Below are 26,463 nucleotides of genomic sequence, written 5' to 3' on the forward strand. Positions count from 1 at the left end.
GAGAAAGTTAAAAAAGATGTTACAGCCAAAAAAAGTAAAGTTCAGAAGAGTACAAAAGGGACGGATGAAGGGGAATGCCCAACGCGGTAATCAGCTTTCATTTGGAACCTTTGGTATTAAATCCCTGGAATCAGCATGGATTACCGGCCGTCAGATAGAGGCAGCCAGGGTAGCGGTAACCCGCCACATGCAGCGTCAGGGACAGATTTGGATCCGAATTTTTCCAGATAAACCGATTACCAAGAAGCCTGCAGAGGTTCGTATGGGTAAAGGTAAAGGAGCTCCTGAAGCATTTGTCGCACCCGTTACTCCAGGAAGAATCCTGATTGAAGTTGACGGTGTTCCGTTCGATCTCGCGAAGGAAGCATTGCGCCTGGCAGCACAAAAATTGCCAGTGACGACCAAATTTGTTATTCGACGCGATTTTGTAGAATCTTCAATTACTGAGTAATGAAAACTTCTGAGATCAGAGAGTTAACCACAGCGGAAATCGTTGAGAAGATCGATAACGCGAATGAAGAGTTGGTTCGGATGAAAATGAATCATGCCGTGAGCCCGCTTGATAATCCGTTAAGAATTCGCCATACCCGCAGAGATATTGCTCGTTTGCAAACAGAACTGCGGAAACGTCAACTTGAAGAAAAATAAATTAGACAATGGAAACAAGAAATCTTCGGAAAGAGCGTATCGGCGTTGTCGTTAGCAATAAGATGGATAAAACCATTGTCGTTGCAGAAAAGCGTAAGGTTAAACATCCTATGTATGGGAAGTTTGTGAATAAAACCAGCAAATTTTATGCACACGACGAAGCTAATACCTGCAACATTGGCGATACCGTAAAAATTATGGAAACCCGTCCACTGTCGAAAAACAAGGGATGGAGACTAGTTGAAATTTTAGAAAGAGCTAAGTAACCATGATACAGCAAGAAACACGTTGTACAGTTGCCGATAACAGCGGAGCAAAGGAAGCTTTGGTCATTCGCGTTTTAGGCGGTACCCGCAAGCGTTATGCCTCTTTGGGTGACAAAGTGGTGGTAACGGTTAAGAACGCTCTTCCTGGCAGCGACTTGAAAAAAGGGACTGTTTCGAAGGCTGTTGTTGTTCGTACGCGGAAAGAAGTGCGCCGTCAGGATGGCTCATACATTCGCTTCGATGACAATGCAGTTGTGTTGCTCAGTGCAACCGGCGAAATGCGTGGAACCCGTATTTTCGGTCCCGTTGCCCGCGAACTGCGTGACAGCCACATGAAAATTGTCTCTTTGGCACCTGAAGTACTTTAAAAAGATTCAGAACAATGCAGAAAAAGTTACATATCAAAAAAGGGGATAGCGTAGTGGTAATATCCGGCAACTCCAAAGGGCAGCAAGGAAAAGTGCTCGAGGTAATCCGGGAGAAAGACCGCGCCATCGTCGAGGGAGTCAATCTGGTGTCGAAACACACCAAACCCAATGCAGAAAATCCACAGGGCGGAATTTTGAAACAGGAAGCCCCGGTGCATATTTCCAACCTGATGTTGGTTGATCCTGCAAACGGTAAGCGGACTCGCATTGGCCGTCGCCTGAACGACAAAGGAAAATTAGTACGTTATTCGAAAAAATCAGGAGAGGAGATTAAGTAATGGATTACGTACCTACACTAAAGAACAAGTACCGAGAAGAAATCGTACCTGCTTTGCAGAAGGAATTTGGTTATAGTTCCATCATGCAGGTTCCGAAACTCGAGAAAATTATCATCAACCAGGGAGTTGGTGCCGCTATTGCCGATAAGAAACTCATTGAGGTTGCAGTCGAAGAATTGTCTGCAATTACCGGTCAAAAAGCTGTTACTACCAATTCAAAGAAGGATATTTCGAATTTCAAACTGCGTAAGAAAATGCCGATTGGAGTTCGTGTAACCCTGCGCCGCGAGCGGATGTATGAATTTCTTGATCGTTTGATTTGTGTTGCCCTGCCGCGTATCCGCGACTTCAAAGGGATTAACGACAAATTCGACGGACGTGGAAATTATACCCTTGGTGTAACGGAGCAGATTATCTTCCCTGAGATTGTTCTCGATAAGGTAACCAAGATTAACGGGTATAATATTACATTCGTTACTTCGGCTGATACCGATGAAGAAGGATATGCATTGCTTCGCGCATTTGGTATCCCGTTTAAAAACGCTAAAAAGAATTAAAGGATATGGCTAAGGAATCAATGAAAGCACGTGAAGTAAAACGTGCGAAACTCGTTGAAAGATATGCCGAAAAAAGGGCACGCCTCAAAGAAGAAGGTGACTACATTGGAATGAGCAAACTGCCGCGTAACTCATCGCGCGTACGTATGCACAATCGTTGTAATCTCACCGGTCGTCCGAAAGGGTATATGCGTCAGTTCGGCATCTCCAGGATTCAGTTCCGTGAAATGGCTTCGGCCGGCCTGATTCCCGGAGTTAAAAAAGCAAGTTGGTAATCATTTAAATTATTGCAAAGATGACTGATCCGATTGCAGATTATCTGACTCGACTGAGAAATGCCCTTAAGGCAAAACATAAAGTAGTAGAGATTCCTGCATCAAATCTTAAAATCGAAATGACCAAAATCCTGAAGGAGAAAGGGTACATTTTGAATTACAAAATTGATGAAGAGAAAAACTACCAGGGAAGCATTAAAATCGCTCTCAAGTACCACCCGGTCGACGGTACGCCTGCTATTAAAACGCTGAAGCGTATCTCTAAACCCGGACTTCGCCGTTACTGTAACACCGATTCAATTCCGCGTGTACTCAACGGTTTGGGTGTAGCTATTCTTTCAACATCGAAAGGAGTTATCACCGACAAAGAAGCTAAGGACCTGAAAGTAGGTGGAGAGATTTTGTGCTACGTTTATTAATTAAGGAGGAATTACAATGTCAAGGATAGGAAAACTGCCCATTGAAGTCCCTGCCGGAGTGACTGTAAACGTAAGCGACGAAAACATCGTTACCGTAAAAGGTCCTCAGGGGGAACTCTTCCAAAAGGTCGATCCCGAAATCGAAATTTCTCTGGAAGAAAGTACGATTGTGGTGAAACGACCCACTGAGCAGAAGCGTCACAAAGCAATGCACGGTTTGTACCGCTCATTGATCAACAACATGGTTGAAGGCGTTTCAAAGGGTTATGAAATTAAATTGGAATTGGTTGGTGTTGGTTACCGCGCCGAGAACAAAGGACAGATCCTCGATCTGGTTCTGGGATATTCTCACCATACCTACATTCAGCTTCCTAACGAAGTGAAAGTGGAAGCCGTGACTGACAAGCGAAGCAATCCAATCGTAACACTTAAAAGTGCTGACAAACAGCTCATCGGCCAGGTTGCTGCTAAAATTCGTTCCTTCCGTATGCCTGAACCTTATAAAGGAAAAGGTATCAAGTTTGTTGGAGAGCAGCTACGTCGTAAAGCTGGTAAATCGGCAAATGTTAAATAATTTTGACTTTTGAGTTATGGCTCTTACAAAGCAAGAAAGAAGAGATAGAATTCGTAAAAGAATCAGGACTAAAATTTCTGGTTCTGCCGAGGCTCCTCGCATGAGTATTTATCGAAGCAACAAGCAGGTTTATGTGCAGTTGATCGATGATGTAGCGGGTACTACCTTGGTCGCAGTATCTTCACTGAATAAAGAAATCGCCTCTGAAAAGGGTACGAAAACTGAAATTGCAGCTAAAGTTGGGAAACTCGCTGCTGAAAAGGCAGTAGCTGCCGGTATCAGTACCGTAAGATTTGACAGAGGGGGATATTTGTATCACGGACGTGTTAAAGCAGTCGCCGAAGCTGCTCGCGAAGGAGGTCTTAAATTCTAAGTATTATGGCTAAGAACATTAAAAAAGTAAAAACCAGCGATCTCGACCTTAAAGACCGGTTAGTAGCAATTAACCGCGTTACCAAAGTCACCAAAGGTGGTAGAACATTCAGCTTTTCAGCTATCGTCGTTGTTGGCAACGAAGACGGAATTGTAGGCTGGGGTCTTGGTAAAGCCAGTGAAGTAACCACCGCCATCGCGAAAGGTGTTGATGCAGCTAAGAAAAATCTCGTTAAGGTTCCGGTTATTAACGGAACTATTCCACACGAGCAGATAGCCAAGTATGGCGGTGCAAGGGTATTCCTGAAACCGGCATCTTCGGGTACCGGAGTAAAAGCAGGGGGTGCAATGCGCGCTGTATTGGAGAGTGTTGGAATTCATGACATCCTGGCTAAGTCCAAGGGGTCATCCAACCCGCACAACCTGGTGAAAGCAACGTTCAACGGATTGCTCGAAATGCGCGATGCCTATACCGTTGCTGAACACCGTGGCGTAACCCTCGACAAAGTGTTTAACGGATAAGAAAGACACCTAGAGAAATGGCAAAAATTCGAATTACACAGGTGAAAAGCGGAATTGGTGCTTCTAAGGTTCAAAAAAGAACCCTCGTAGCCCTGGGACTAAGGAAACTGAACCAGACCATCGAGCATGAGGCTACTCCGCAAATTCAGGGAATGGTTAACAAACTGAAGCACCTTGTTAAGGTTGAAGAAGTTTAACGACAAAAATCATTTTTTCAGATATGGAATTGCATAACTTACAGCCTGCAAAAGGTTCCACCAAAAGCGAAAAAAGGATTGGTAGAGGTCAGGGGTCAGGCCATGGTGGCACATCGACCCGTGGACACAAAGGTGCCAAATCCCGTTCCGGTTATTCAAGAAAAATCGGATTCCAGGGTGGACAGATGCCTTTGCAGCGCCTTGTGCCTAAGTTCGGTTTTAAAAATGTAAACCGGGTTGAATACAAAGCTATCAACCTGAGCGTTTTGCAGAAATTAGCCGACGATAAAGGACTGGAAGCAATCGACGTTGATACGCTCATCGCCGCTGGATTTATTTCCAAAAATGACAAGGTGAAAATCCTTGGAAACGGTGAATTGAGTAAAAAACTCAACGTAAAGGCCCATGCTTTCTCAAAGAGCGCTAAAGAGGCAATCGAAAAATTAGAAGGAACTACTGAAATACTCTGAACCTAATGAAAAAGTTATTCGAGACCCTTAAGAACATCTACAAGATTGAGGATTTAAGATCCCGGTTGACAGTTACGTTACTGTTTCTGGTTGTTTACCGACTTGGTTCATTCGTCTCCCTACCGGGAATTGACCCGGCACAGTTGGGTGCACTAAAGGCGCAAACTTCCTCAGGACTTCTCGGACTGTTGAACATGTTTTCGGGAGGAGCGTTCTCGCACGCATCAATATTCGCGTTGGGAATTATGCCCTACATCAGTGCTTCAATCGTGATTCAGCTTATGGGTATCGCAGTTCCTTATTTTCAGAAGTTACAGAAAGAAGGAGAGTCCGGACGTAATAAAATCAATCAGATTACCCGCTATTTAACAGTGGGTATTCTGTTGTTTCAAGCGCCGGCTTACTTAACTAACTTGCACTATCAGCTTCCCGAAACGGCATTTGCAATTAAGGGAGCCGCTTTTACCATTGCTTCTACAATAATTCTGACATCTGGTTCCATGTTTGTTATGTGGCTGGGAGAACGAATTACTGATAAGGGAATTGGTAACGGTATTTCGCTCATTATCATGATTGGTATTATTGCCCGTCTGCCTTTTGCTCTCTTCGCCGAGTTTATTAACCGGTTGGAAGAGCAGGGAGGAGGACTGGTAGCGTTTCTGGTCGAATTTGTATTTCTATTCCTGGTATTCATGGTGACTATCCTGCTTGTTCAGGGTACCCGGAAAGTACCGGTACAGTATGCAAAGAGAATTGTAGGTAACCGTCAGTACGGCGGTGTTCGTCAGTACATTCCCCTGAAGGTGAATGCTGCAGGTGTAATGCCTATCATTTTCGCGCAGGCTATCATGTTTGTACCGATGAGTATTGCCGGTTTTTCCGGTTCGGACGCGATGAGTGGCTTTGTGTCAGCATTCTCTGACTATACCGGATTCTGGTATAACTTTACCCAGTTCATGCTGGTAATCATATTCACCTATTTCTATACCGCTATTACCATTAATCCGGTCCAAATGGCTGAGGACATGAAAAAGAATGGCGGGGTTATACCGGGGGGAAAACCGGGTAAACGAACGGCTGAATACCTGGATACCATCATGTCAAGAATTACACTGCCGGGTTCCATCTTTTTGGGACTGGTAACGATTTTGCCGGCGTTTGCAATGATGGCGGGAGTTAATTCCCAGTTTGCGCATTTCTACGGTGGAACGTCGTTGCTGATTCTTGTGGGAGTTATTCTGGACACCCTGCAGCAGATTGAAAGTCACCTGCTCATGCGTCACTACGATGGTCTGATGAAAGGCGGTCGTATTAAGGGACGTACCGGTGGCGGTCCTTCTGTGATTTAAGGCGGTTGGGGATGATTTACTTCAAAACAAATGAAGAAATCGACCTCATTCGTGAAAGCTGCTTACTTGTAAGTCGCACATTAGCTGAAATAGCACTATATATTCAACCCGGTATTTCAACGCTTGAGTTGGACCGGATAGCTGAAACGTTCATTCGAAATAATAACGGAAAGCCAGGTTTTCTGGGCTATCAGGGATATCCCAATACCCTTTGTACTTCTGTCAACAACACGGTAGTGCATGGTATACCGTCCGCATATAAAATTAAGGACGGGGATATTGTTTCCATAGATTGTGGCGTACTCTTAAACGGCTGGTACGGTGATTCATGTTATACCTTTATGGTCGGAAATGTTCCGGAACGTGAAGAAACCTTATGCCGGGCAACATATCGTTCGTTAGAGGATGCCATAACCGCGGCAATTGAAGGAAACCGGCTCGGTGATATAGGACATGCTGTCCAGCGCCATGCCGAACGACATCACTTCTCAATAGTAAGAGATTTAGTTGGGCATGGCATTGGGCGGAATCTCCACGAAGAACCGGCAGTAGCCAATTATGGCAAACCCGGACGTGGAGTGAAGCTCAGACGTGGGATGGTAATAGCTGTTGAACCGATGCTGAATTCAGGGAAACCCGGAGTAGTAACCGAAGACGATGGCTGGACCGTTAAAACAGTAGATGGAGAATCATCAGCACACTTTGAACATACCCTTGTGGTACGGGAAGGGAAAGCTGAAAAACTTTCAACTTTTAACTTTATAGAAGAAGCAATTAAAAAAAACAACTTTTTATGGCAAAACAGCCTTCTATAGAACAAGATGGAACCATTATCGAAGCGTTGTCAAACGCTATGTTTAGGGTAGAATTACAAAATGGTCATGTGATCACTGCTCACATATCGGGCAAGATGCGTATGCACTATATCAAGATTTTACCTGGTGACAAAGTAAAAGTTGAGATGTCTCCATACGACCTTACTAAAGGAAGGATCACTTTCAGATATAAAAATTAAAGCGCAGAAAAATGAAAGTAAGAGTATCTATCAAAAAACGTAGTGCTGATTGCAAAATCGTTCGGCGGAAAGGTCGTCTCTACGTTATTAACAAAAAAAACCCGAAGTTCAAGCAACGTCAGGGATAATGTATTAATTTTGTAAGGATTTTTTAATTCGTTAATAATATGGCTCGTATAGTTGGTGTAGATATACCGAACAATAAAAGAGGTGAAATTGCCCTGACCTATATCTTTGGTATCGGTCGCAGCCGTGCACAGCAAATTCTCGAGCAGGCTGGAGTTGATAAAGATGTCAAGGTAAAGGACTGGGACGATAGCCAGTTCGCTGCTATTCGCAAAGTGATCAATGAAAAATATAAAGTAGAAGGTGAACTGCGCTCCGAATATCAGCTGAACATTAAACGACTGATGGATATCGGTTGCTATCGTGGCATTCGCCACCGTATTGGCCTTCCGGTACGTGGTCAGAGCACCAAAAACAACGCCAGAACCCGTAAAGGAAAAAGAAAAACGGTTGCTAACAAGAAGAAGGCTACTAAATAATTTTAAGTAGATATGGCAAAGAAGTCTGGAAGTTCGAAAAAAAGAGTAGTAAATGTAGAGGCTGTAGGACAGGCTCACGTACACTCTTCTTTCAATAACATCATCATTTCGATGACCAACAATAACGGAGAAGTTATTAGCTGGTCTTCGGCTGGAAAAAAAGGATTCCGCGGATCAAAGAAAAATACACCTTATGCAGCACAGACTGCATCGGAAGAGTGCGCAAAAACTGCTTATGATCTTGGATTACGGAAGGTAAAAGTATACGTTAAGGGACCAGGTAACGGACGTGAATCGGCTATTCGTGCCATTTCAAACGTTGGTATCCAGGTTACCGAGATTGTTGACGTTACTCCGCTGCCACACAATGGTTGTCGGCCTCCGAAACGTCGTCGTGTCTAATTTTTGATGATTTAAAAGAAGAAAATAATGGCAAGATATAGAGGACCACAAACTAAGATCGCAAGAAAATTTGGTGAACCCATTTTCGGGCCCGATAAAGCTTTTGAGCACAAGAACTATCCTCCGGGAATGCACGGTAACAACCGTCGCCGCAGGAAAGTGTCCGAATACGGAACCCAGCTTAAAGAAAAACAAAAAGTTAAGTATACTTACGGTGTCCTTGAGAAACAGTTCCGTAACCTTTTCAAAAAGGCTGCGTCGCATAAAGGAGTTACCGGTACCGTATTGCTTCAGCTTCTCGAGAGTCGTCTCGATAACGTCGTATTCCGTTTAGGAATCGCTCCCACCCGTGCTGCTGCGCGTCAGTTGGTAGGCCACAAACACATTGTGGTAAACAACAAGGTGGTGAATATCCCTTCGTACAGTGTACGTCCGGGTGATGTAATCGGTGTCCGCGAGAAATCGAAATCGCTTGAAGTAGTTACCGATTCATTGTCTTCGCAACGTCATAACAAATATCCCTGGATTGAATGGGATGGGGAAGCTAAGACTGGTAAGTTCCTGAATGTTCCGGAACGGGAAGAAATTCCAGAAAATATCAAGGAACAGCTTATCGTAGAGTTGTATTCGAAATAAAAATTAATTTAAGGTTTATGGCAATTTTAGCTTTCCAGAAGCCTGATAAAGTGATAATGGTTGAATCCGACGACAAATTCGGCAAGTTCGAATTTCGTCCGTTGGAGCCCGGTTATGGAATCACCATCGGCAATGCATTGCGGAGGATTCTGTTATCATCTTTGGAAGGATACGCTATTACCACAATCAAAATCGAAGGGGTAGAACACGAATTTTCTACCATTCCCGGAGTCATCGAAGATGTAACGGAGATGATTCTGAACCTGAAACAAATCCGGTTCAAAAGGGAAGTGGAAGACTTCGAAACGGAAAAGGTAACGGTTACCCTTTTCGGCCAGGAGCAGTTCAAGGCTGGTGATATTAATAATTTCATCACTGGTTTTCGCGTACTGAATCCCGAATTGGTTATTTGCAATATGGAGCCCGAAGTAAAACTCCAGATTGAACTGACCATTGAAAAGGGACGCGGATATGTTCCGAGTGTCGAGAACAAGCCCGTTGAAGAAGAATTCGGTGTCATTCCTATCGATTCCATCTTTACACCTATCAAGAATGTGAAATACGCGGTTGAAAACTACCGTGTGGAGCAGAAAACCGACTATGAAAAGTTGGTGCTTGATATCAAGACTGATGGTTCAATTCATCCCAAAGATGCTCTGAAGGAAGCTGCTAAAATTCTGATTTACCACTTCATGCTCTTCTCCGATGAGAAAATTACACTTGACTCTGACGAGAAATTTGCGAATGAAGAATTCGATGAAGAAGTACTTCACATGCGTCAGCTCCTGAAGACCAAACTCGTCGACATGGACCTGTCGGTACGCGCGCTCAATTGTTTGAAAGCCGCCGACGTGGATACCCTTGGCGACCTGGTTCAGTACAACCGGAATGATCTGCTCAAATTCCGCAACTTTGGTAAAAAGTCGCTTACCGAGCTTGATGATTTGCTTGTTGGTATGAGTCTGAACTTCGGGATGGACATCGGTAAGTATAAATTAGACAAGGAATAATAAACAATGAGACATAATAAAGGATTCAATCATTTAGGCAGGACTAGCTCTCACCGGAAAGCGATGTTGTCTAACATGGCCAACTCCCTGATCCTGCACAAACGAATCAGTACTACTGTTGCTAAGGCTAAGTCGTTGCGTTCGTTCATTGAGCCGATTATTACCAAGGCTAAAGATGATACCACGCACAACCGTCGTATGGCATTCCGTTCATTGCGCAGCAAGACAGCTGTTAATGAGTTGTTCCGCGAAGTTATCGTAAAAGTAGGCGAACGTCCGGGAGGATATACCCGCATTCTGAAAACCGGTAACCGTTTGGGTGATAACGCTGAGATGTGTATCATCGAGCTGGTGGACTACAACGAAAACATGCTGGCAGCAAAAGAAGAAGCTCCTAAGAAAACCCGTTCAAGACGTGGTGCTTCGAAAAAGAAAAGCAGTGAAAAACCTGCTGCTAAGGAAGAGACCAAAGCTCCTGAAGCTGATACCAAAGAAGAAGCTGTTAAAGCTGATGAAGTATCGGAAGAAAAGGCAGCTGAAGAGCCGAAAGCCGAAGATAAATCAGATGATCAGCCAGAAGAAGAAAAGGCTGAATAATCGATACAACATTCTACACTCAAAAAGGGGAGGCCTGCAGGCTTCCCCTTTTTTTATTTTACAGGGTCGATTTATAGAGGAATGGGCGCTTAAATCATCAACCTTTTAACGTTTTTTTTTGTTATGATATTGAATTGACAAGTTTTGAAATATGAGAATATTTAAATAAATTAATTAGATTTGAGAACAACTCAACACCTATTACTATGGACTATATCAAGGAAAAACTCCTAAAGAAAGGGGATCAGGAGAGGCAAATTGTAAAAAAACTGGCAAAAGAGTACGGTGACCTGCAGCTGGACACCGTTTCGATGAGCCAGGTGCTGACGGGCATGAAAGGCGTTACAAGTTTGCTCACTGTTACTTCGAAGTTAGATCCGGAAAACGGTATTCGTTTTCGGGGGTACTCGATTCCCGAATTACAGGAGAAACTTCCCAAACTAAATCCGGAAGGAGAACCATTGCCCGAGGGCTTATTTTATTTAATGTTATTGGATGAGCTGCCCTCCATCGAAGACGTTCAATATTTGACCAATGAATGGACCAAACGCAATAAGGTCCCAGGACACGTGTTCGACGTGATTAACGCGTTGCCTCCTACCAGTAAACCAATGACGCAATTCAGTGCCGGTATTATGGCCATGGCCACCGAGTCGCTGTTCCAGAAAGCCTACCGTGAAGGCGTACCGAAAGATGAATATTGGGTGACAACTTATGAAGATGTCATGAATTTGATTGCACAGTTGCCCACAATAGCTGCTTATATTTACCGTCGGAATTTCCACGGTGGAGATATTATCCCTCCGGATCCGAAACTTGACTGGGCAGCCAATTTTGCGCACATGATGGGATACGACAGCGAAGAAGTGTATCGTTTGTTCCGTATGTACCTTTTCCTTCATGCTGACCACGAAGGAGGAAACGTATCTGCACATACTACCCACCTTGTTTCTTCGGCTTTGAGTAATCCTTTCTATGCGTATGCCGCTGGTATGACCGGTTTGGCCGGTCCGCTCCATGGCTATGCCAACCAGGAAGTGATTCGCTGGATTAAAGGCATGCTCGATGAAATTGGCCCATGTGGTTGCGCCGATGAGGAGAAGGAAAAAATCGCCAATTATGTGAAGAATTACATTGCGGAAGGGAAAGTCATTCCCGGATTCGGTCATGCTGTTCTTCGTGTTACTGATCCGCGTTATACTGCTCAGAAGAAATTCGCAGAAAAATACATTAAAGATGACCACCTGATTGATGTGGTGAACTGCATGTATGAAGTGGTTCCTCCGGTATTGCAATCGCTGGGTAAGGTGAAAAATCCCTGGCCCAATGTGGATGCTTATTCCGGATCGCTCTTGACGCATTATGGTATCGACGAGTATTTCTTCTATACCGTGATGTTTGGTGTTAGCCGGGCTTTGGGCGTATTGGCTCAACTGGTTTGGGACCGAATTTATGCGTTGCCCATTGAACGTCCTAAATCACAAACCTTGCAGTGGTTCAAAGATCAGGCGGGCATTTGATTATACGATTGTTCTTATGAAAAGATGGGGGATTGGTAAAATCCCCTATTTTTATATCAAAATTTTTGAGAATGGCATTTCAGGGAATTCGTGAATATATCGAGCTTTTAGAGCAAAAAGGAGAGTTGATCAGAATTAAGCAGTACGTTAATCCGGTATTGGAAATACCCGAAATTGTCGACAGGGTATCCAAATCCCCCGAAGGGGGAAAGGCGCTGTTATTTGAAAATACCGGGACTGATTTTCCGGTTCTGATTAACGCTTTCGGTTCAAATAACCGGATGGCATTGGCGCTGGGTGCTGATAACCTGAATGCCATTGGCGACGAAATTGAGTCGTTGTTTAAGAAACTGGTGAGCCCCAAAGCCGGTTTGATGGAAAAACTCAGGATGCTTCCCATGCTTGGCCAAATTTCTTCGTGGATGCCGAAATCCGTATCCGGAAAAGGAAAATGTCAGGAAGTAATAATGAAAGAGCCGGATATGGGCAAGTTACCAGTGCTGACCTGCTGGCCTGCTGACGGCGGTCCGTTTGTTACGTTGCCTTGTGTGGTGACCCGTGATCCGGAGACAGGCGTTCGAAATGTCGGGATGTATCGCATGCAGGTTTTTGGTCCGAATTTAACCGGAATGCACTGGCATAAACACAAAACCGGGGCACGCCATTTCAACGAGTACAAGAAGCGGGGCGAGCGCATGCCCATTTCAGTTGTTTTGGGCGGCGATCCGGCATATACGTATGCAGCCACTGCTCCGCTGCCCGATAACATCGACGAGTACCTTTTAGCGGGCTTTTTACGAAAGAAAAGAGTGGAGCTGGTGAAATGCATCACTAACGATTTGGAAGTTCCTTCAAATGCCGATTTCGTTATCGAAGGGTATGTCGATCCGGAAGAAGATTTTGTATGGGAGGGACCGTTCGGCGATCACACCGGATTCTATTCGCTGGCCGACTGGTATCCCAAGTTTCATGTTACCTGCATCACGCACCGGAAGGACGCCGTGTATCCGGCCACCATTGTCGGTATTCCGCCGCAGGAAGACGCTTACATCGGTCGCGCTACGGAACGTATTTTTCTCAGCCCGATGAAGCTGACCATGATTCCGGAAATGGAAGACATGGAATTGCCACCGGCGGGAGTTGCTCATAATCTCACCATTTCGAAAATTGACAAGACATTTGCAGGACAGGCAGCGAAGGTAATGAATGCCATGTGGGGTGCTGGTCAGATGATGTTCAACAAAGTGATGATTGTGGCTGACGGGCAAACCGACATTCACAATTATCCCGAAATTGCCCGGATGGTGTCTCAGGTCGTCGATCCGGCGCACGACATTTATTTTACGCAAGGACCAATGGATGTGCTCGACCATTCGGCTGCAAAATTTGCGTACGGTTCCAAAATGGGTATCGATGCCACTCACAAGTACGAAGAGGAACTGTATCGCGAATCTGCGAATTACACCGTCCCGGCGAGTTCCGTTATCTCGGCAGACGACATTAAAAAAGAAATTCCGGAAGTACACGACATCAATGCCGATTTGCTCGATTTGGGCATTTCGTTCGTGGTGGTGTCAGTTAACAAAAATCAACCGGGCATGGTGAAAACGCTTGGGAAAAAGCTTGCCGAAAGTGAGGCTTTTAAAGGCGTTAAATTCATTGCCATTGTGGATGAAGAACTTGACATCCGTGATATGAATGCGGTAGGGTGGTACGTTTCGGGTAATATCGATCCCAAACGCGATTCCCAAATCTTTGACGGGGAAAGCGAAGGGGAAGTTTCTCACCTGGTACTGGATGGAACCCGCAAATCCGGCTCGCTAGATAACTTCAAACGCGACTGGCCCAATCCGGTGGTCTCGTCCATGGAAACCATCCGGAAAGTAGATGAAATGTGGCCCAAACTTGGATTGGGTGAGTTCATCGAATCGCCGTCGTTACGATATATTCCCATTCAGAAAGGAACGGGAGCTATTGCCGGGGAAGAATGAGAGGCTAAGATTAGCCAGGGAAATCATTCAATCACACCCGAACCAATTTGCTCATCGTCGGTGTACCAGGCCACAAACTGGCCGGCTGTAATGCCACGCTGTTCTTCTTCGAAAAGTACGTAGAGGCCTTCTTCGCGCATGTACATCCGTCCTTTTTCCAGAGGCTGGCGATACCGTATCCGGAAGAGAAATTCCGTTTCATCTCCAACCGGAATTTCCAGGTCGGGTCTGATCCAGTGAATATCTTCTTTGGGAACAAACAATCCGGGACGGTATAACCCGGGGTGCGTTTTCCCTTCACCTACGTAAACGATGTTCCGGTTGATATCGGTCGCCAGTACAAAAAGAGGTTCTCCGTACCCGCCAATATTTAGTCCTTTTCGTTGACCGATGGTATAAAAGTGAGCGCCGTTGTGTTCGCCAATCACTTTACCGTTCCAGGGTTTGTAAGGGAAAGCGTGGCATAACTTTTTGAAATTGTCCGGCGTTTTCTCCACACTCTTTTTCCGGGCCATAAAGTCGGCCGGAATTTCAATCACGTTGCCCTGTTTTGGTTCCAGCTTTTGCTGAAGAAAAACCGGTAAATCCACTTTGCCCACAAAACAGATTCCCTGAGAATCTTTTCGTTCGGCTGTTATCAGTCCCTGCTCACGGGCAATTTCGCGCACTTCGGGTTTCATCAAATGGCCTATCGGGAACATGGACTTAGCCAGTTGTTCCTGGTTGAGCTGACACAAGAAGTAGCTCTGATCTTTGTTGGGATCGGAACCAGCCAGCAAACGATAATACGTTTTTCCATCTTTCTCCACTTCAGCTTTCCGGCAATAATGTCCGGTGGCCACGTAGTCGGCACCCAGTTCCATGGCTTTTTCCATGAACATATCGAACTTAATCTCGCGGTTACAGAGCACGTCCGGGTTGGGCGTATGGCCTTTCCCGTATTCCTCGAACATATAATCGACCACCCGTTTCCGGTAGAAATCCGACAAATCGACTACGTGGAAAGGGATATCCAGCTTTTTAGCAATCATCTCTGCAAAGGTGATATCATCCTCCCATGTACAACTCGCCGTAAGGGTTCCGGTGCGTTCTTTCCAGTTAATCATGAACACACCAATCACTTCATAACCTTGCTGCTTGAGCAGGTATGCGGCAACGCTCGAATCGACGCCGCCCGATAATCCGACTACAACTTTTTCCTTCATGTGTAATAAAAATCAGCGCAAAGGTATTCTTTTTAAAAGAATTGAACAACGAATGAAAGGGGAGGTGCTGTGCGCTTAACCTAGATATAATCGATGATGTGATGATGGCAGTTGGTGCAGTTTCCTTTCTTATCGAGTCCGGAAATCTCGGTGTAGTACCCCGAACGGTCAATGACCCGTTGATGGCATTTACTGCAGTAAGTGGAACTTCGCCTTTCATCTGCTACATTTCCCAGATAGACATAGTTCAAATGCCGCACAGCTATTTCAAATAAATCGAGTAGCGTATTCACCGGTGTGGCTGCAATGTTCTGTTTGAACGCCGGGAAATAACGGGATAGATGCAGTGGCGTATCTTTTCCGGTTTCACCGGCTATCCAGCGAACCATCTCTTCAAATTCATCAAAGTCGTCGTTCATCCCGGGAATGACCAGGTTGGTCAGCTCCAGGTGGCTTTCTGATTGTGCAATGATGCGGATACTGTTTTTGACCGGCTCCAGTTTGGCATGCGTCATTTTGTGATAAAAGTTCTCCGAAAAGGCTTTCAGATCGACATTGAATGCGTCGATATAGGGGAGAAGTCTTAACAACGGTGCTTTGTTGATGTAGCCATTGGTTACCAACACGGATTTCAAACGGGTATTCAGTGCCCGTTTGGCCATTTCATACATATATTCATAAGCAATACCAGGTTCACTGTAGGTAAACGCAACGCCCAAATTATCCTCGTCATTCAATGCAATTTGCACCAATTCTTCGGTAGAGAATAATTTAAAGTTGTCAAACTCGTCGGGCGATACCTGCGAGATGCGGTAGTTCTGGCAGAACGAACACTTCAGGTTACAACCAATGGTTCCAATGGAAAGAATCTTACTTCCGGGATAGAAGTGATAAAGAGGTTTCTTCTCGATTGGGTCGGAACCGTAGGCAGCTACCTTTTCAAATATTTCGGTATACAAGTCCCCGCCCACGTTTTTCCGTACCTGGCAGGCCCCGCGTTTCCCTTCATTTATGATGCAGTAGTGTGGGCATAACTTACAACGGACGATGTTTTGGCCCGCCCTTTCGTAATACAAAGCATTCTTCATGGGGGATGGGTGTTGTGTTTGTCACTTATCATCAACAATTCAGATTGTCCGGTAGTTCAATCAGTCTTCCTGCAAAGAAACAGGCAGACTACCGAAATTTGGGCGAAGCTGCCGGAAGAAAGTCATATCTTACTATCAAAGATTATGGTATTTTTACCGCACCGTAACCATGAATGATATTGATAACATACTGACCCGTTCAGATTTTTCCCGTGAGGAAATTGTCCGCCTGCTTTCGCTGGAAGGAGAGGAAAAGGTAAAACTTTTCCGGAAAGCTGCCGAGGTGAAAGCTGAACACTCCGGGCACGAAGTGTATTTCCGCGGCCTGGTGGAGTTCTCAAACGTATGCGACAAGAACTGCTACTATTGTGGTATTCGCAAGGACAACAGCGAGGTAAAACGCTACAACTTGTCGGATGAGGAGATTTTGGCAGCGGCCCGTTTTGCGTGGGAAAACCAATATGGTTCGTTGGTGTTGCAATCGGGAGAGCTGGCTTCGTCGGCTTTCGCCGACCGGGTAGAAAAGCTGTTGCGCGAAATCAAGCGGTTGAGCAATGGCGAGCTGGGCATTACCATATCGCTGGGCGAACAGTCGCCCGAGGTATACCGCCGCTGGTTTGAAGCGGGCGCACACCGCTATTTGTTGCGCATCGAATCTTCGACTCCTGAGCTATACAGGAAAATACATCCTAACGATTCGCTGCACGATTTCGATTCGCGTATCGCCTGCCTGCGTTCGTTACAGAAAGCTGGTTACCAAACAGGTACCGGTGTGATGATTGGCCTGCCTTTTCAAACCCTCGAAAATTTGGCTGATGACCTGCTCTTTTTCAAAAGCTTTGATATTGATATGGTCGGTATGGGACCCTATCTCGAGCATGCCGAAACTCCGCTGTATGCTTACCGCGAAACCTTACTGCCGCTACAACAACGCTTCGATCTTTCGCTGAAAATGATTGCTGTATTGCGGTTGCTCATGCCCGACATCAACATTGCTGCGGCAACAGCCCTGCAGGCCATCGATCCGCTGGGGCGTGAAAAAGCGGTGAAAGTAGGTGCCAACGTGATTATGCCCAACATTACACCGGGAATGTACCGAAACGATTACGCACTTTACCAGAACAAACCCTGTGTTGATGAGGAACCGGAACAATGCAAAGGTTGCCTGGATGCCCGGATTGCACTGGCTGAAGGTGAGATTGGCTATGGCAAATGGGGCGATTCACTTCATTTTCAAAAGCGGATGAAGACTTCCTCCCGGTAGTATTTATTTTTTCCTTATAACAATTCACCCGTCCGTGCCACTGTGTAGCGTAGCAAATTGTGGAAAGGCTACCGATGTGTGGAATTCAGTTCCACAAAGTGTGGAATCCGTCCCACAACCCTTGCAGAACTTGCCGGCCCTGCATTTTTCCGAATAATAATTCCCCTATTCATTCTCTGTTGATTTCTAGTCGTTTGTGTCGGATTATCCAATTGGAGAAATATCGCTGAAAGTTTTGGCACAATATTCCCTTATTAGTTAGCAGGTGATTTGATATTAATTATTGGACGAAAACGAAAGTGAATAGAGAAATGAGAAAACTAATTATTATTCTGCTCGTGTTGCCTTTTTTTACGGCATGTAATCAAAAGGAATTAAAAAAGTTGAAGGACGAAAATGCACAACTGACCCAAATAGCGCAGAAGCGTGATTCCACCATCAACGATTTTGTTGAATCGTTTCAGGCCATTGCTGCCAACCTCGATTCAATTAAGGTAAAAGAGAAATTGATTTCGGTACAGGCTGCAGGTGAGCAGACTGCTGATTCGAAAACACAGGTCTTGAGCGATTTGAGTTTGGTAAAAAATCTGCTGGACAAGAACAAAGCTGACCTGGCCGATTTGAACAAAAAACTGAAGAACAGTTGGTACCACAACTCAAAACTCAAGAAATTGACCGAAAGTCTGCAGAAACAGATTCAGGAAAAAGAGGAGTCGATTGCAAATCTGACTGCTCAGGTTACTGAACTGAATGGGAAAGTGGATAACCTGAATGGACAGGTTGCCGAGTTGAACGATACAGTTCAATCGCTTTCTGCAGAAAATCAGTTGAAAGGAAAATTACTGAACGAAAAGACAGATAGACTTCATACCGCTTACTACGTAATCGGTACGACAAAGGAGCTGAGGGATCAGCATGTCATTTCAGCCACAGGAGGCTTACTGGGAATCGGAAGGACAAACAAGTTAAACGACCAGATCGATCCGTCGAAATTTACGGCCATCGATATCACCAAGACGACAACGATTCCGGTGAGTGGGAGAAAAATCAACATGGTAACAGCACACCCGGCTGACTCGTACAAAATCGAGCAAAAGGACAACGAAGTTGAAGCCATCACGATTACAAATCCTGAAGAATTCTGGAAAGCTTCCAAGTATTTGGTAGTGGCTGAAAGATAATTATTAGGTTTTAAGATTGGTTCTCAAAAGAGCATCCCGCCCGGGATGCTCTTTTAGTTTGTATACACTTTCCGTAACTTTTACAAACGGCCACGATGCCCTCTGAAGTTCCCAGGCCGAAAATTCAATATATGGACTATCAGAACTAGAGTCGGTACGGGTATCGTTGTTTTATCCACCAACCAATGTTCGGAACGATGGAATAAATAGCCAAAAGCGATGATGGAAAGAGAAAATAGAGAAACCTATTGGAGCCGGTTTACCGAAGACTATGAAGAAAGGCAAAGTCATGTGGTTGGTAACGAAGTTCTTCTTTTGGGGCACGAAGAATTATTGAAAGAGGCCGATCTCGGGAATGTGCTGGAACTAGGATGTGGAACCGGATTATATACCGAAACGCTGCAAAAAGTAGCGGACAATGTGGTAGCAACCGATCTGTCGGATGAGATGATTGATTTTGCCCAAGGGAAAAGGGGACATCTGGACAATGTTGAATTCCGAAAAGCGGATGCACTCAGCCTTGAATTTGGAGACGAAGTTTTTGACACCGTTTTCATGGCGAACCTGATCCATATTGTTGGGAATGCGGAAGGTGTCATTCAAGAAAGCAATCGGGTACTGAAAAATGGCGGATTGTTGATTATTAACTCTTTTGCCATCGATGACATGAGTTTTTTTTACAAGATGGCCATGGGAATCCGTTACTTAAAAACATTTGGTAAACCTTCTGCAGACGCTACTAAGGAAAAAACGACCCGAAAAAGTGTTGAGCAATTGCTCATCAATAATGGCTTTGAAATCTTGAAAAGCCGGATGTTGGGTAAAAAATCCAAAGCATTTTATCTCTGCGGTCGAAAGAAATTTAATTGACCACTGACCTGCGATTGGACCAGAAGCCAAATAGACCGGAAAACGAAATAATTAAGAAGGGCGACAGAGTAAGATGTTCTTATCTCGATAATTATACTGTGGCTCGTCCACCTATGCAGGTTAAGAAATTAAATGATTAAGCTGCAATTCCCTAGTAAACTGGCACATGCAAGCACTGAGAGTTCGGAACCGCCCGACCACATACAAACGACCAGCAACCTATGGCATTTTATAGACCATCGAATTAATATTCATTCCTGCCCCAACAGAAGCAAAGACTAATACGTTCCCGTTTGTCACCTTCTGATCGGGCAATTTGTTATCAAATAGCAAGCTAAGCAAAGTAGGAATCGTTGCCACCGAACTATTTCCAAGTTCAGCTATGGTCATTGGCATAATATGTTGGGGGATATCTACTTTTTTATAGAGCTTAAACAACCGTTTGAGTATAGCATCGTCCATTTTGGCATTCGCCTGGTGTATCAATACTTTATCTACGTCCTCCAAACCGATGTTCGCTTTTCCCAGGCTTTCTTTCACAACCATCGGAACCGTATTTAACGCATATTCATACAATTTACGCCCATGCATTTTTAAAAATAATTCATCTCCTTGATAATCCGGGTTGTTTGATTTGCCCATCCAAAGCAGAAAAGCATGATTTAACGTATCGGATCGGGAGGTATGGGAAAGAATTCCAACAGGCACATCACTCTCAATCGCTTCCAGAATGGTAGCACCGGCACCGTCGGAATAAATCATACTATCCCTATCGTGTGGATCGGAGATTCGTGAAAGAGTTTCCGCCCCTATTATTAACGCCCTTTTTGCGTCACCCGATCTGAGGAAATAATCAGCCTGTATCATCCCCATGAGCCACCCGGGACAACCAAAAGGCACATCAAATGCTATGGTTTTAGGATTCTCAATACCTAATTTGCTTTTAACTCTGGCTGCCAGGCTGGGAACCAAATCCGACTTTCGGTTATTACTTTGTACATCCCCGAAATTATGTGCGACAATAATGTAATCAAGGCTTTCCTTATCAATCTCAGAATTTATGATCGCATCCTTTGCTGCAAAATAAGCGATGTCAGAAGCTTTCAGGTCGTCAGTAACATACCGTCGTTCTCTGATCTCCGTTATTTTCTCAAATTTTTTGATTATTTCTTCATTCGGGGTATTTATTTTGTTTCCATCAGAATCATAAAATTCATTGTTCAGGAAATCTTCATTTAAAACTCTTTTCTCGGGTATGTAACATCCTGAGCCTTTAATAATAGAATATAGTTTTTTCATTCGCTGCCAATTATAATGCCATGTTAACAAAACTAACTTATGAAAGTAAAACTACAATTTATCTTACGAAATATCTTCATATTCACTCCTTATTAGAGGAACAAATGTAATTTATCCGGAGCTTATGGACAGCTCCGGGCAACAAAGTTTGTCATGCCAGCTTTGTTTTTGTCTTTCAGAAAATAACCTGATTTCCGCAATCGTGTTATCAAGTTGATTTTGGTTAATTTCGAAGATGAAACTCTTTGTTAAAACTGATGAGAAGATGAAAATAGCGATATACGGAGCCGGTTCGCTGGGAACGGTGATAGGCGCTTTTTTGACAGAAGCCGGAATGAATGTAGATTTAATTAATCGAAATAGATCTCATGTAGAAGGTCTGAAAATAAAGGGCGCCCAAATCACCGGTACCATCGAAATGCAGGTTCCGGTAAAAGCCTTGTTGCCCGAGGAGATGTCGGAGAAATACGATATCATTTTCCTGTTGACCAAACAGCAGGAGAATGAAAAGGTGGTGGAACAAATTGCCCGTTATCTTAATGAAGATGGAGTGATATGCACCGCTCAGAATGGTTTCCCAGAATTGTCGGTTGCGGAAGTGATTGGCGAAGAAAGAACCTTTGGCTGTACGATTGCCTGGGGGGCTACCATGATAGGTAATGGGGTGAGCGATTTGACCTCCAGTCCGGATAGTTTAACGTTTAGTATTGGCTCGTTAAATGGCAAGAACGATGAGAAACTACAGGAAATAAAAAAGATACTGGAGGTCGTTGGTCCGGTTGATATTGAGCGGAATTTCATTGGAGCACGATGGTCGAAGCTAACCATTAACAGTGCTTTTAGTGGTATGTCAGCTGTACTGGGATGCACGTTGGGTGAGGCTGCCAAAAACAAAGAGTCAAGGAAATGTATTCAAAGAATACTGAAGGAATGTTTTGACGTAGCTGATGCAGCAGGCATTCAGCTGGAACCTGTTCAGGGGAAGGATTTGCGAAAATTAGTCGGTTATACCAACCGGTTGAAAAAATGGTTTTCCTATCTGATTATTCCTATTGCGATAAGAAAGCATGCCCGCTTGAAGGCCAGTATGCTGCAGGATCTGGAGAAAGGAAAACGGACGGAAGTAGATGCCATTAACGGAGTGGTATCCCAATATGGAAAAAAGTACCATGTCGCCACACCGTACAACGATAAGGTGGTTGAACTGATACATGGTATTGAAGAAGGAAATTACACACCTTACTTTGATAATGTTCGCTTCTTCAAATAGAAGGGGAAAGTTGTTTACCTTTAATTGTCTTTGATTCCTGTGGACGGACTTAGCAATCACGGCGTATCGACAATTCTGGTTGTTTACCATTCTTAAAATCTAATGATATGAGGCATTTAATCATTCTAACCATTCTGCTTATCTGTTCCGGAAAACTGTTTGCACAAACCTATTCCGGCTCTGTTGACTATGGAAAGTCATCGATTAAATACCAGATAAAATTGATTGCAACAACGAATCAGACATCAGCATTCTTTTCGAGTATGGAGATGAATGCCGATGAAATTCCTTGTCAACATACAGTTTACAGGGACGATTCGTTGCGTTTTTACGTGGTAAGCGATTACTATACATATGAATACCAATACCTCAGGCAAAATGGAGGTTTCAAAGGAAACCTGAAGATTTATTCAAATGAGACCGAGCAACTGTTAAACACTTTTGAAACGAACCTGAATAGAAATGATGCCGGTGAACAGGATAAGATTGAAAATAAAGATTTTGCATTTATGTCAAATGGACTCAAACTATATGGCACATTGTGGAGGCCCAAAAAACCAAATGGGAAAGGTTTGTTTTTTGTGACCTCTTCTCAGGGAAATGACCGAAGCGGAACGAATGCAGAAGCTTACTATTTTACCAATTTGGGTTATACCGTTTTTAATTACGATAAACGGGGAACCGGGAAGTCGGAAGGGAATTGGCAATTAGCAACAATGGAAGAGCTCTGTTCGGACGACATCAATGCCGTCGAGTTTTTCTCAAAAATTTCAGCTCTTCCGTTATCCGAAATTGGGATTAAAGGAAGCAGTCAAGGTGGTATCAAAATTCCATATGTCTTATCAAAGTTACCCGGGTTGGGGTTTGGCATTTCGATAAGCTGTCCGGGTGGAACACTCTTAGAAAGTGATTTAAACCATTGGAAGAATTTAAATAGTAGTCGAATAGGCAACGAAAATATGAGTGAGGCCTTGAAAACCCAAAAAGCGGCGTATAATTACCTCGCAGGAAATATTTCATACAAAGCTTTAGAACAAATTAAAAGCAAGTATAGTAACCGGGATTGGCTCAAATATGTCTGGATTCCGAAACGGGATGTTCAAAAAGATGATAAGCTAAACTTTAGCGGACTTCCCTATTTCAAGAAAATAACACAACCTGTTTTGGTCATTCAAGGATTATCTGATAAAGTAATTCCAGCCAATAGTTACAAAATTATTGAAAAGGCAATCAGAGAATCTAAATCAACCAACAATAAAGTTCTTACATTAGAAAACACGACACATACCATGACCTATGTGAGTAAAGATTTTCCCTATTTTCAGGTAATCAATCACCAGTATTTACGTGCGATAACCGATTGGTTAAATAAAATTGAATAGTGGGTTATGGAAAATGGCGTTTGGCGGTTTGACCAACGTCGATTTATGATTCATCAGTTTAATCGCATCGATTTTGTTTGTATTTCCATGAGAAAATCACTCCAAAATCCAACAAAAACTCCCTTCAACCGTTAGGAAAATAGTCTTGAAAAGCATTTGATAAACGAATAAACCGACTTATGAAGGGATTAAATACGCGGATGATTCATGGCGATGAGAATGACTCGTACCAGGGAGATGTGAGAAGTTTGAAAACACCGGTCTTTCAAACCGCAGCCTACGACTTTGAGGATTCAGCATCGGTGGAACGGGCTTTCCGGGGTGAAAGCGATTCCTTCGTTTATTCGCGAATTTCGAACCCCACGGTACGGGAGCTGGAAGTTCGGCTGAAGTCGCTGGCCAATGCACAAAGCAGCCTGAGTGTGAGCTCGGGTATGGCAGCCATCTCTTCAACCATACTTTCTATCTGCGATACCGGCGACAACATTGTGGCGAGTAAGTACCTGTTTGGAAATACCTATTCCCTTTTCTCGAAAACGCTTAAGTCATTTGGCATCCAGGTTACGTTTGTTGATCCGGAAAATCCGGATGAAATAGAACAAAACATCGACGCTCAAACACGTGCCATCTTTTTGGAGGTCATTACCAATCCGCAACTGATTGTTTTTGATTTTGAGCGGATTTCCCAAATCGCAAAAGAGAAGAAGGTGTTGCTCATTGTCGATAACAGCCTGTTGACACCTTACCTCTTTCAAAGTCATCAATACGGCATCGATATTGAAGTCTTGTCGACCACCAAGTTCATTTCCGGAGGCGCTACTTCAATAGGCGGGGCGGTTTTTACCTACATGTCGGATAAGTGGCAATATATCCCGAAGCTACAGGCGAATTTCCAGCTGTATGGGAACGCAGCTTTCGAGAAGAAACTGCGGAAAGAGCTGTTCAGCAACCTGGGATGTTGTTTGTCGCCGCAGAATGCATGGTTGCAAATGCTGGGCCTGGAAACTCTGACGTTGCGCATTGACCGGATTTGCGAAAATGCCGGCAATCTGGCTTCATGGCTTTCAGAGCAGGACAAAGTTCAACGCGTGGAATATTCCGCTTTAGATACGTCACCGTACCATCAGCTGTCTGAAAAGTATTTCAACTCAAGGGCCGGTTGTTTGATTAGCGTTGAGTTGGCAAGTAAAAAGCAGTGTTTCGATTTCATGGATGCGCTAAAAGTGATCAGGCGGGGCACCAATTTCTGCGATAACAAATCAATGATTATCCATCCTTCTTCAACCATTTACAGTGATCTTTCTGAGGAAATGAAAGAATCGTTTAAGATACCCGATACGATGCTCCGCCTGGGCGTTGGACTGGAAGATATCGAAGACTTGAAAACGGATATTCAGCAGGCGTTGGATAAATTAGGATGAATTTACAAACTTTCTTCCACCAATCTTGATGGGGAGAGCGCAACGATTGAACCGACAATTTCATCTTGATGGTAAAGGTATTCCTTTAAGGATCACGAATGTAAAACCACGGCCATGAAAACGATTGTCTTCATTTCTTTTATTTTAGGCTTTTTCACTACATCTGCATTTTCCCAGAATAAGTTATCATTGAAGCTCGACACAACCGGAATCGATGTATCCGCTTATACCGATTTGGGAAGGTATAGCCAGATGAGTAAACAACAGCAAATGACTGCTCCGACACTGGCAGAGGTGAAAAAGCTATTGAAAGAAAATACGCAAGCCAAGGGATTAAGAAACACGCCAACTCCGGAGAATATACTTCAGAATAATACGTCCTATGACAATATGCCTTGTCTTAAACCCATGCTAGCCGATGCAATGCCTGTATTGAAGCCGGATTCGACGGTGCATTACACGCTTCGGATAAAAAAAGTAAAGTAGCTTCGTGTAGAATTATGTGTGTCTTTTCAGTACTGAAAAATACTTTTCTAAAAAGAAGAAGGCCTCCCCGGGCTTTCATTCCGGTTTAACCGGAAAGATTGAAATGAGGCAGTAAATGTTTCCGCTTATATACTACCTTTGCCTCCATAAATCATAGCGATGCAGGAAAACAGACCTCAGTTTAAACGGCCCTCAAAGAAACACGAACCCAAGGGATTGACCATTCTTTATGAGGATCGGGATATGCTGGTTGTCAATAAGATTAACGGTTTGCTCACGATGAGTACCGCCAGGGAAAAGGAGAACACCGCTTATTTTCTGCTGACCGACTATGTGAAAAAAGGAAATCCACGCTCTAAGAGCCGGATATTTATCGTACATCGGCTGGATAGGGAAACCTCAGGAGTATTGGTTTTTGCGAAGAGTGAACCTGCCAAACGGTATTTGCAGGATAACTGGGCAACGTTTCATAAAACGTACTCCGCCGTTGTTCATGGTCAGCTAGCCGAAAAAGAAGGCATCCTTACCTCTTATTTGGTCGAGAACCAGTTGCATCGGATGTATTCTATCAATAATCCCGAAAAGGGAAAGTTTTCCAAAACCGGGTACCGGGTCGTCAGGGAATCGGACCAGCTTAGCCTGCTGGAAATCGATCTTTTTACCGGAACGAAGAACCAGATCAGGGTACAATTTGCGGAAGAGGGACATCCGGTGGCCGGCGATAAAATGTACGGAGTAAAAGATAAAGGCATCAAACGACTGGCGCTCCATTCATCCTCCTTAAAGTTAACCCATCCGTTTACGAAGGAAACCATGGTTTTTGAGACGGATATTCCGGCCTACTTCAAAGTGTTATTGAAGCATTAAGACTTTCACGAGGAAGAAGATTTCCTCGCCAATTAACTGGGTCACTATCACCTCATTTA

General features: G+C 44.1%; 35 protein-coding genes. 32 read left to right on the forward strand and 3 right to left on the reverse strand.

Features of this window, described 5'->3' with window-relative positions; genetic code table 11:
- The first annotated feature begins 16 nt into the window (after window positions 1-16).
- From rplP to T426_RS0107090, 24 genes are all read left to right on the forward strand, one after another.
- Window positions 17-451, forward strand: coding sequence for a 50S ribosomal protein L16 (rplP, locus tag T426_RS0106980; RefSeq protein ID WP_025863440.1), 435 nt, complete (start codon window positions 17-19; stop codon window positions 449-451).
- Window positions 451-648 (forward strand): 50S ribosomal protein L29, encoded by a 198-nt coding sequence (gene rpmC, locus T426_RS0106985; RefSeq protein WP_025863441.1) that lies wholly within the window; start codon window positions 451-453, stop codon window positions 646-648. The genes rplP and rpmC overlap by 1 nt, the downstream gene beginning before the upstream one ends.
- Before the next feature lie 8 nt (window positions 649-656).
- Window positions 657-914 (forward strand): 30S ribosomal protein S17, encoded by a 258-nt coding sequence (rpsQ, locus tag T426_RS0106990; protein WP_027585463.1) that lies wholly within the window; start codon window positions 657-659, stop codon window positions 912-914.
- A 2-nt stretch (window positions 915-916) separates the two neighbouring features.
- Window positions 917-1,282 (forward strand): 50S ribosomal protein L14, encoded by a 366-nt coding sequence (gene rplN / locus T426_RS0106995; RefSeq protein ID WP_025863443.1) that lies wholly within the window; start codon window positions 917-919, stop codon window positions 1,280-1,282.
- 14 nt (window positions 1,283-1,296) lie between these two features.
- The gene (gene rplX / locus T426_RS0107000; protein WP_025863444.1) at window positions 1,297-1,620 is read left to right on the forward strand and encodes a 50S ribosomal protein L24; all 324 of its coding nucleotides are present in this window, start codon (window positions 1,297-1,299) and stop codon (window positions 1,618-1,620) included.
- Window positions 1,620-2,177 carry a 50S ribosomal protein L5 gene (rplE, locus tag T426_RS0107005; protein ID WP_025863445.1) on the forward strand — a complete coding sequence of 186 codons (558 nt, stop codon included), beginning with the start codon at window positions 1,620-1,622 and terminating at the stop codon, window positions 2,175-2,177. Before rplX ends, rplE begins: the two co-directional genes overlap by 1 nt.
- Before the next feature lie 5 nt (window positions 2,178-2,182).
- On the forward strand, window positions 2,183-2,452 hold the full coding sequence (rpsN, locus tag T426_RS0107010; protein WP_025863446.1) for a 30S ribosomal protein S14: 270 nt from the start codon (window positions 2,183-2,185) through the stop codon (window positions 2,450-2,452).
- A gap of 20 nt (window positions 2,453-2,472) precedes the next feature.
- Entirely contained in the window at window positions 2,473-2,871 is a 399-nt protein-coding gene (gene rpsH, locus T426_RS0107015) for a 30S ribosomal protein S8 (protein ID WP_025863447.1), read from the forward strand.
- 16 nt (window positions 2,872-2,887) lie between these two features.
- Window positions 2,888-3,445, forward strand: coding sequence for a 50S ribosomal protein L6 (gene rplF / locus T426_RS0107020; protein ID WP_025863448.1), 558 nt, complete (start codon window positions 2,888-2,890; stop codon window positions 3,443-3,445).
- Between the two features lie 16 nt (window positions 3,446-3,461).
- Window positions 3,462-3,818, forward strand: coding sequence for a 50S ribosomal protein L18 (rplR, locus tag T426_RS0107025; RefSeq protein WP_025863449.1), 357 nt, complete (start codon window positions 3,462-3,464; stop codon window positions 3,816-3,818).
- A 5-nt stretch (window positions 3,819-3,823) separates the two neighbouring features.
- Window positions 3,824-4,339: a 30S ribosomal protein S5 gene (rpsE, locus tag T426_RS0107030; RefSeq protein WP_025863450.1), complete on the forward strand. Its 516-nt coding sequence runs from the start codon at window positions 3,824-3,826 to the stop codon at window positions 4,337-4,339.
- Window positions 4,340-4,356: 17 nt separating this feature from the next.
- Window positions 4,357-4,536, forward strand: a complete 180-nt coding sequence (rpmD, locus tag T426_RS0107035) for a 50S ribosomal protein L30 (RefSeq protein WP_025863451.1) — start codon at window positions 4,357-4,359, stop codon at window positions 4,534-4,536.
- 23 nt (window positions 4,537-4,559) lie between these two features.
- Window positions 4,560-5,006, forward strand: coding sequence for a 50S ribosomal protein L15 (gene rplO, locus T426_RS0107040; protein ID WP_025863452.1), 447 nt, complete (start codon window positions 4,560-4,562; stop codon window positions 5,004-5,006).
- Between the two features lie 5 nt (window positions 5,007-5,011).
- On the forward strand, window positions 5,012-6,355 hold the full coding sequence (gene secY / locus T426_RS0107045; protein WP_027585464.1) for a preprotein translocase subunit SecY: 1,344 nt from the start codon (window positions 5,012-5,014) through the stop codon (window positions 6,353-6,355).
- Window positions 6,356-6,366: 11 nt separating this feature from the next.
- Window positions 6,367-7,170, forward strand: a complete 804-nt coding sequence (map, locus tag T426_RS0107050; RefSeq protein WP_027585465.1) for a type I methionyl aminopeptidase — start codon at window positions 6,367-6,369, stop codon at window positions 7,168-7,170.
- Window positions 7,149-7,370: a translation initiation factor IF-1 gene (gene infA / locus T426_RS0107055; protein ID WP_027585466.1), complete on the forward strand. Its 222-nt coding sequence runs from the start codon at window positions 7,149-7,151 to the stop codon at window positions 7,368-7,370. The genes map and infA overlap by 22 nt, the downstream gene beginning before the upstream one ends.
- An 11-nt stretch (window positions 7,371-7,381) precedes the next feature.
- On the forward strand, window positions 7,382-7,498 hold the full coding sequence (gene ykgO / locus T426_RS25500; protein WP_081782363.1) for a type B 50S ribosomal protein L36: 117 nt from the start codon (window positions 7,382-7,384) through the stop codon (window positions 7,496-7,498).
- Window positions 7,499-7,537: 39 nt separating this feature from the next.
- Window positions 7,538-7,915 (forward strand): 30S ribosomal protein S13, encoded by a 378-nt coding sequence (gene rpsM / locus T426_RS0107060; RefSeq protein WP_025863456.1) that lies wholly within the window; start codon window positions 7,538-7,540, stop codon window positions 7,913-7,915.
- Window positions 7,916-7,927: 12 nt separating this feature from the next.
- Window positions 7,928-8,317, forward strand: a complete 390-nt coding sequence (rpsK, locus tag T426_RS0107065) for a 30S ribosomal protein S11 (protein ID WP_025863457.1) — start codon at window positions 7,928-7,930, stop codon at window positions 8,315-8,317.
- Window positions 8,318-8,344: 27 nt separating this feature from the next.
- The gene (gene rpsD, locus T426_RS0107070; RefSeq protein WP_025863458.1) at window positions 8,345-8,953 is read left to right on the forward strand and encodes a 30S ribosomal protein S4; all 609 of its coding nucleotides are present in this window, start codon (window positions 8,345-8,347) and stop codon (window positions 8,951-8,953) included.
- A gap of 17 nt (window positions 8,954-8,970) precedes the next feature.
- Window positions 8,971-9,963, forward strand: a complete 993-nt coding sequence (locus tag T426_RS0107075) for a DNA-directed RNA polymerase subunit alpha (RefSeq protein ID WP_025863459.1) — start codon at window positions 8,971-8,973, stop codon at window positions 9,961-9,963.
- A gap of 6 nt (window positions 9,964-9,969) precedes the next feature.
- The gene (rplQ, locus tag T426_RS26290) at window positions 9,970-10,560 is read left to right on the forward strand and encodes a 50S ribosomal protein L17 (protein ID WP_025863460.1); all 591 of its coding nucleotides are present in this window, start codon (window positions 9,970-9,972) and stop codon (window positions 10,558-10,560) included.
- 206 nt (window positions 10,561-10,766) lie between these two features.
- Window positions 10,767-12,080 (forward strand): citrate (Si)-synthase, encoded by a 1,314-nt coding sequence (locus T426_RS0107085; protein ID WP_025863461.1) that lies wholly within the window; start codon window positions 10,767-10,769, stop codon window positions 12,078-12,080.
- A 71-nt stretch (window positions 12,081-12,151) separates the two neighbouring features.
- Window positions 12,152-14,071, forward strand: a complete 1,920-nt coding sequence (locus T426_RS0107090; protein ID WP_025863462.1) for a menaquinone biosynthesis decarboxylase — start codon at window positions 12,152-12,154, stop codon at window positions 14,069-14,071.
- A gap of 23 nt (window positions 14,072-14,094) precedes the next feature.
- On the opposite strand, the gene mnmA is transcribed toward T426_RS0107090, so the two are convergent.
- Window positions 14,095-15,276, reverse strand: coding sequence for a tRNA 2-thiouridine(34) synthase MnmA (gene mnmA, locus T426_RS0107095; protein WP_025863463.1), 1,182 nt, complete (start codon window positions 15,274-15,276; stop codon window positions 14,095-14,097).
- A gap of 80 nt (window positions 15,277-15,356) precedes the next feature.
- On the reverse strand, window positions 15,357-16,364 hold the full coding sequence (gene amrS, locus T426_RS0107100; protein WP_025863464.1) for an AmmeMemoRadiSam system radical SAM enzyme: 1,008 nt from the start codon (window positions 16,362-16,364) through the stop codon (window positions 15,357-15,359).
- Window positions 16,365-16,533: 169 nt separating this feature from the next.
- On the opposite strand from amrS, the gene hydE reads away from it, so the two are divergent.
- The 3 genes from hydE (at window position 16,534) to T426_RS22995 (ending at window position 19,679) form a co-directional block, all read left to right on the forward strand.
- On the forward strand, window positions 16,534-17,628 hold the full coding sequence (gene hydE, locus T426_RS0107110) for a [FeFe] hydrogenase H-cluster radical SAM maturase HydE (protein WP_025863465.1): 1,095 nt from the start codon (window positions 16,534-16,536) through the stop codon (window positions 17,626-17,628).
- Between the two features lie 311 nt (window positions 17,629-17,939).
- Window positions 17,940-18,809: a Cbp1 family collagen-binding glycoprotein adhesin gene (locus tag T426_RS0107115; protein ID WP_025863466.1), complete on the forward strand. Its 870-nt coding sequence runs from the start codon at window positions 17,940-17,942 to the stop codon at window positions 18,807-18,809.
- 219 nt (window positions 18,810-19,028) lie between these two features.
- Complete coding sequence (locus tag T426_RS22995; protein ID WP_025863467.1) at window positions 19,029-19,679, forward strand: class I SAM-dependent methyltransferase; 651 nt, start codon at window positions 19,029-19,031, stop codon at window positions 19,677-19,679.
- A gap of 219 nt (window positions 19,680-19,898) precedes the next feature.
- Here the strand turns inward: T426_RS22995 and T426_RS0107125 are convergent, their stop codons facing one another.
- Window positions 19,899-20,978 carry a 3-oxoacyl-ACP synthase III family protein gene (locus T426_RS0107125; protein ID WP_025863468.1) on the reverse strand — a complete coding sequence of 360 codons (1,080 nt, stop codon included), beginning with the start codon at window positions 20,976-20,978 and terminating at the stop codon, window positions 19,899-19,901.
- Window positions 20,979-21,243: 265 nt separating this feature from the next.
- Between T426_RS0107125 and T426_RS23000 the strand changes: the two genes are divergently transcribed.
- From T426_RS23000 to T426_RS0107150, 5 genes are all read left to right on the forward strand, one after another.
- Window positions 21,244-22,248, forward strand: coding sequence for a ketopantoate reductase family protein (locus T426_RS23000; protein WP_025863469.1), 1,005 nt, complete (start codon window positions 21,244-21,246; stop codon window positions 22,246-22,248).
- A gap of 107 nt (window positions 22,249-22,355) precedes the next feature.
- A complete protein-coding gene (locus tag T426_RS0107135) occupies window positions 22,356-23,630 on the forward strand; it encodes an alpha/beta hydrolase family protein (protein ID WP_025863470.1) in 1,275 nt (424 codons plus the stop codon).
- 179 nt (window positions 23,631-23,809) lie between these two features.
- Window positions 23,810-25,051 (forward strand): aminotransferase class I/II-fold pyridoxal phosphate-dependent enzyme, encoded by a 1,242-nt coding sequence (locus T426_RS0107140; protein ID WP_025863471.1) that lies wholly within the window; start codon window positions 23,810-23,812, stop codon window positions 25,049-25,051.
- 114 nt (window positions 25,052-25,165) lie between these two features.
- Window positions 25,166-25,537, forward strand: coding sequence for a hypothetical protein (locus tag T426_RS0107145; protein ID WP_025863472.1), 372 nt, complete (start codon window positions 25,166-25,168; stop codon window positions 25,535-25,537).
- 159 nt (window positions 25,538-25,696) lie between these two features.
- Complete coding sequence (locus T426_RS0107150) at window positions 25,697-26,404, forward strand: RluA family pseudouridine synthase (protein WP_025863473.1); 708 nt, start codon at window positions 25,697-25,699, stop codon at window positions 26,402-26,404.
- Window positions 26,405-26,463: the final 59 nt, after the last annotated feature.

This window comes from Prolixibacter bellariivorans ATCC BAA-1284, from assembly GCF_000621705.1.
In the GTDB taxonomy this organism is placed as follows: Bacteria; Bacteroidota; Bacteroidia; order Bacteroidales; family Prolixibacteraceae; genus Prolixibacter; species Prolixibacter bellariivorans.

Bases quoted from the DNA above. Each gene is read 5' to 3' on its own strand.
- rplP (WP_025863440.1), top strand. From the start codon at position 17: ATGTTACAGCCAAAAAAAGTAAAGTTCAGAAGAGTACAAAAGGGACGG.
- rpmC (WP_025863441.1), top strand. From the start codon at position 451: ATGAAAACTTCTGAGATCAGAGAGTTAACCACAGCGGAAATCGTTGAG.
- rpsQ (WP_027585463.1), top strand. From the start codon at position 657: ATGGAAACAAGAAATCTTCGGAAAGAGCGTATCGGCGTTGTCGTTAGC.
- rplN (WP_025863443.1), top strand. From the start codon at position 917: ATGATACAGCAAGAAACACGTTGTACAGTTGCCGATAACAGCGGAGCA.
- rplX (WP_025863444.1), top strand. From the start codon at position 1,297: ATGCAGAAAAAGTTACATATCAAAAAAGGGGATAGCGTAGTGGTAATA.
- rplE (WP_025863445.1), top strand. From the start codon at position 1,620: ATGGATTACGTACCTACACTAAAGAACAAGTACCGAGAAGAAATCGTA.
- rpsN (WP_025863446.1), top strand. From the start codon at position 2,183: ATGGCTAAGGAATCAATGAAAGCACGTGAAGTAAAACGTGCGAAACTC.
- rpsH (WP_025863447.1), top strand. From the start codon at position 2,473: ATGACTGATCCGATTGCAGATTATCTGACTCGACTGAGAAATGCCCTT.
- rplF (WP_025863448.1), top strand. From the start codon at position 2,888: ATGTCAAGGATAGGAAAACTGCCCATTGAAGTCCCTGCCGGAGTGACT.
- rplR (WP_025863449.1), top strand. From the start codon at position 3,462: ATGGCTCTTACAAAGCAAGAAAGAAGAGATAGAATTCGTAAAAGAATC.
- rpsE (WP_025863450.1), top strand. From the start codon at position 3,824: ATGGCTAAGAACATTAAAAAAGTAAAAACCAGCGATCTCGACCTTAAA.
- rpmD (WP_025863451.1), top strand. From the start codon at position 4,357: ATGGCAAAAATTCGAATTACACAGGTGAAAAGCGGAATTGGTGCTTCT.
- rplO (WP_025863452.1), top strand. From the start codon at position 4,560: ATGGAATTGCATAACTTACAGCCTGCAAAAGGTTCCACCAAAAGCGAA.
- secY (WP_027585464.1), top strand. From the start codon at position 5,012: ATGAAAAAGTTATTCGAGACCCTTAAGAACATCTACAAGATTGAGGAT.
- map (WP_027585465.1), top strand. From the start codon at position 6,367: ATGATTTACTTCAAAACAAATGAAGAAATCGACCTCATTCGTGAAAGC.
- infA (WP_027585466.1), top strand. From the start codon at position 7,149: ATGGCAAAACAGCCTTCTATAGAACAAGATGGAACCATTATCGAAGCG.
- ykgO (WP_081782363.1), top strand. From the start codon at position 7,382: ATGAAAGTAAGAGTATCTATCAAAAAACGTAGTGCTGATTGCAAAATC.
- rpsM (WP_025863456.1), top strand. From the start codon at position 7,538: ATGGCTCGTATAGTTGGTGTAGATATACCGAACAATAAAAGAGGTGAA.
- rpsK (WP_025863457.1), top strand. From the start codon at position 7,928: ATGGCAAAGAAGTCTGGAAGTTCGAAAAAAAGAGTAGTAAATGTAGAG.
- rpsD (WP_025863458.1), top strand. From the start codon at position 8,345: ATGGCAAGATATAGAGGACCACAAACTAAGATCGCAAGAAAATTTGGT.
- T426_RS0107075 (WP_025863459.1), top strand. From the start codon at position 8,971: ATGGCAATTTTAGCTTTCCAGAAGCCTGATAAAGTGATAATGGTTGAA.
- rplQ (WP_025863460.1), top strand. From the start codon at position 9,970: ATGAGACATAATAAAGGATTCAATCATTTAGGCAGGACTAGCTCTCAC.
- T426_RS0107085 (WP_025863461.1), top strand. From the start codon at position 10,767: ATGGACTATATCAAGGAAAAACTCCTAAAGAAAGGGGATCAGGAGAGG.
- T426_RS0107090 (WP_025863462.1), top strand. From the start codon at position 12,152: ATGGCATTTCAGGGAATTCGTGAATATATCGAGCTTTTAGAGCAAAAA.
- mnmA (WP_025863463.1), bottom strand. From the start codon at position 15,276: ATGAAGGAAAAAGTTGTAGTCGGATTATCGGGCGGCGTCGATTCGAGC.
- amrS (WP_025863464.1), bottom strand. From the start codon at position 16,364: ATGAAGAATGCTTTGTATTACGAAAGGGCGGGCCAAAACATCGTCCGT.
- hydE (WP_025863465.1), top strand. From the start codon at position 16,534: ATGAATGATATTGATAACATACTGACCCGTTCAGATTTTTCCCGTGAG.
- T426_RS0107115 (WP_025863466.1), top strand. From the start codon at position 17,940: ATGAGAAAACTAATTATTATTCTGCTCGTGTTGCCTTTTTTTACGGCA.
- T426_RS22995 (WP_025863467.1), top strand. From the start codon at position 19,029: ATGATGGAAAGAGAAAATAGAGAAACCTATTGGAGCCGGTTTACCGAA.
- T426_RS0107125 (WP_025863468.1), bottom strand. From the start codon at position 20,978: ATGAAAAAACTATATTCTATTATTAAAGGCTCAGGATGTTACATACCC.
- T426_RS23000 (WP_025863469.1), top strand. From the start codon at position 21,244: ATGAAAATAGCGATATACGGAGCCGGTTCGCTGGGAACGGTGATAGGC.
- T426_RS0107135 (WP_025863470.1), top strand. From the start codon at position 22,356: ATGAGGCATTTAATCATTCTAACCATTCTGCTTATCTGTTCCGGAAAA.
- T426_RS0107140 (WP_025863471.1), top strand. From the start codon at position 23,810: ATGAAGGGATTAAATACGCGGATGATTCATGGCGATGAGAATGACTCG.
- T426_RS0107145 (WP_025863472.1), top strand. From the start codon at position 25,166: ATGAAAACGATTGTCTTCATTTCTTTTATTTTAGGCTTTTTCACTACA.
- T426_RS0107150 (WP_025863473.1), top strand. From the start codon at position 25,697: ATGCAGGAAAACAGACCTCAGTTTAAACGGCCCTCAAAGAAACACGAA.